Consider the following 1,102-nt stretch of genomic DNA (forward strand, 5'->3'; position numbering starts at 1 on the left):
TGCGCCAACCGCAAGGAGGCAGGCGACCACGGTAGGGTCAGCGACTGGGGTGAAGTCGTAACAAGGTAGCCGTAGGGGAACCTGCGGCTGGATCACCTCCTTTCTAAGGATGCTGACAGCAGGATGACCGGTTCTCCGGTCCGCTCCTCGGACGGCGTCATTAGGATATCAGGGCTCAGTCAGAGCCCATTGGCGGGACGGACGCCGCCCTCGTTTCTCTTCCTCACCAGATAGCGCGATCGCGGATGCGGTCCGACTGCGGCGTATGCTGTGGTCTGGTCTGCGCCTGCTCGATCGTACTGGGCCTGTAGCTCAGGTGGTTAGAGCGCACCCCTGATAAGGGTGAGGTCGGACGTTCGAGTCGTCCCAGGCCCACCATGGACGGGACGTTTCACCGGCTGACTTGACCCCTTGGGGACATAGCTCAGTTGGGAGAGCGCGTGCTTTGCAAGCATGAGGTCGTCGGTTCGATCCCGTCTGTCTCCACCATTCTTCGGGACTTGAGGCTGCTCGTGCAGCTTCGCTCGATGACGGGTGTCGAGGCCGCTATCTGGAATTGAGTTTGCCGCAGCCTGGATGCTGTGAGGACCGTCAGGTTCCGCAGGGTCGGCTGTTAGGCGAAGACATCAGTGACATCGTGAAGAGGGAATGTGGCCGTTGGGGCAGAGAGATCTGCCAACCCCGGCGGTCATGTTCGGCAAGCATACGGTGGTGGGTCCGGAAACGGATCTGCCACTGGTCTTTTTGTGACCGTGTCGCGCTGATCAGCCAGCCTTAGGGCTGTCGGATCAGCGGCGGACATCGATCACGAGAGCGATCAAGTGCCTTAAGAGCATTCGGTGGATGCCTTGGCGCTGAGAGGCGATGAAGGACGTGGTACGCTGCGATAAGCCTTGGGGAGCTGCGAACGAGCTTTGATCCAGGGATTTCCGAATGGGGAAACCCACCTTCGACCTTCCGTATTGTGGGACCAGGCGCGAGCCTGGTTCCTCACTACGGTTGGTCACATGAAGGTATCAAATCCTGAATCCATAGGGGTTTGAAGCGAACCCGGGGAACTGAAACATCTCAGTACCCGGAGGAAAGGACATCAACGAGACTC

Annotated in this window: 2 tRNA genes and 2 rRNA genes; all 4 read left to right on the forward strand. The window is 59.3% G+C overall.

From position 1 onward, the window contains the following. Nucleotides 1–103 (forward strand): 16S ribosomal RNA (locus MFF58_RS31735); the annotation flags it as partial. 198 nt (nucleotides 104–301) lie between these two features. After that, a tRNA-Ile gene (locus MFF58_RS31740) sits at nucleotides 302–378 on the forward strand. A 35-nt stretch (nucleotides 379–413) separates the two neighbouring features. After that, nucleotides 414–489, forward strand: a tRNA-Ala gene (locus MFF58_RS31745). A gap of 326 nt (nucleotides 490–815) precedes the next feature. Then, nucleotides 816–1,102, forward strand: a 23S ribosomal RNA gene (locus tag MFF58_RS31750); the annotation flags it as partial.

Source organism: Methylobacterium longum (assembly GCF_022179385.1).
Classification (GTDB): Bacteria; Pseudomonadota; Alphaproteobacteria; order Rhizobiales; family Beijerinckiaceae; genus Methylobacterium; species Methylobacterium longum.